This window comes from Arthrobacter sp. CAN_A6, from assembly GCF_015751715.1.
Classification (GTDB): Bacteria; Actinomycetota; Actinomycetes; order Actinomycetales; family Micrococcaceae; genus Arthrobacter_D.
Genome location: NZ_JADOUV010000045.1, coordinates 1 through 1247, shown reverse-complemented (window position 1 = coordinate 1247; position 1247 = coordinate 1). Strand labels below are relative to the sequence as shown.

1 protein-coding gene is annotated in these 1247 nt (G+C 62.1%); it reads left to right on the top strand.

Annotated elements, in window-relative coordinates; all coding sequences use genetic code 11:
• Positions 1-69: 69 nt before the first annotated feature.
• A protein-coding gene (locus IWX75_RS17485) for an IS3 family transposase (protein WP_196823531.1) occupies positions 70-1217 on the top strand; the annotation gives its coding sequence in 2 pieces (ribosomal slippage) (positions 70-349 and positions 349-1217; 1149 coding nt in all).
• Positions 1218-1247 lie beyond the last annotated feature (30 nt).

Here is a 1247-nt window from a genome sequence, read left to right as displayed (position 1 = left end):
GGGACTGCTGAAGGTTTGGTTGACTCCTGACCTGTGAGGATAAGCCTCGCGGGTGGAAGGATGTTCATCATGCCCAAGGCCTTTCCCGAAGAGTTCCGCCGCGACGTGATCGCGGTTGCCCGCAAGGGCGAAGCACCCCTGACCACGATCGCCAAGGACTTCGGAGTTTCACCCGCTGCCCTGCACCGGTGGCTAAAGAAAGCCGATGAGGAAGACGACCCTAAAGCGCGGGCGGCGAAGGAAGAATCCGTGGAGCTGAGGGACGCCCGCAAACGCATCAAACTTCTCGAGCAGGAAGCCGAGGTCATGCGTCGGGCTGTCGCGTACCTTTCCCGGGACGTCAACCCAAAATGATGTTCCCGCTGGTCCGCGAACTGGCCGCTGACGGTGTCCCCGTCGCGGTGACCTGCCGGGTACTGAACTTTTCCACACAGGCCTTCTACAAGTGGAAGGCCAACCCCGTCCCTGCCCGGGATTGGGAAGAAGCGCACCTGATCAATGCCGCCCTCGATGTCCACGCCGATGATCCCGCGTTCGGGTACCGGTTCATCGCCGATGAACTCAACGCCGGCGCCACCCGGGTGGCCAGTGAGCGGCGTATCTGGCGGCTGTGTTCGGCCAACGGGATCCTCTCGGTCATCCACCGCAAACGGGTTGGCGGCCGCCAGGCGGGCCCACCGGTCCACGATGACCTCCTGGAGCGGGACTTCACCGCCACTGCCCGGGATACCCGGTGGGTCACGGACATCACCGAACACCCCACCAGTGAGGGCAAGCTCTACCTCTGTGCCATCAAGGACCTGCACTCGAACCGCATCGTGGGCTACTCCATCAACGGACGTATGAAAGCTTCCCTCGCGGTGGCAGCGCTGGCCCACGCGGTGTCCTTGCGGAACCCGTCGGGAACGATCGTGCACTCGGATCGAGGCAGCCAATTCAGGAGCCGCAAATTCGTGTCCGCGCTGCACGCCAGCGGGCTGAAGGGCTCGATGGGCAGGGTCGGCGCGTGCGGCGACAACGCAGCCATGGAATCGTTTTTCGCCCTGTTGCAAAAGAACGTCCTGAACCGCAAACGCTGGGAAACCCGGCAGGAACTCCGCCTGGCCATCATCACCTGGATCGAACGAACCTATCACCGCCGGAGACGGCAGAAAGCCCTCGGAAAACTGACCCCGATCGAATTTGAGACAATCAACAACATGGCGCTAGCCGCCTAAAAACTATCAACCCCACGAGTCAACCAAACC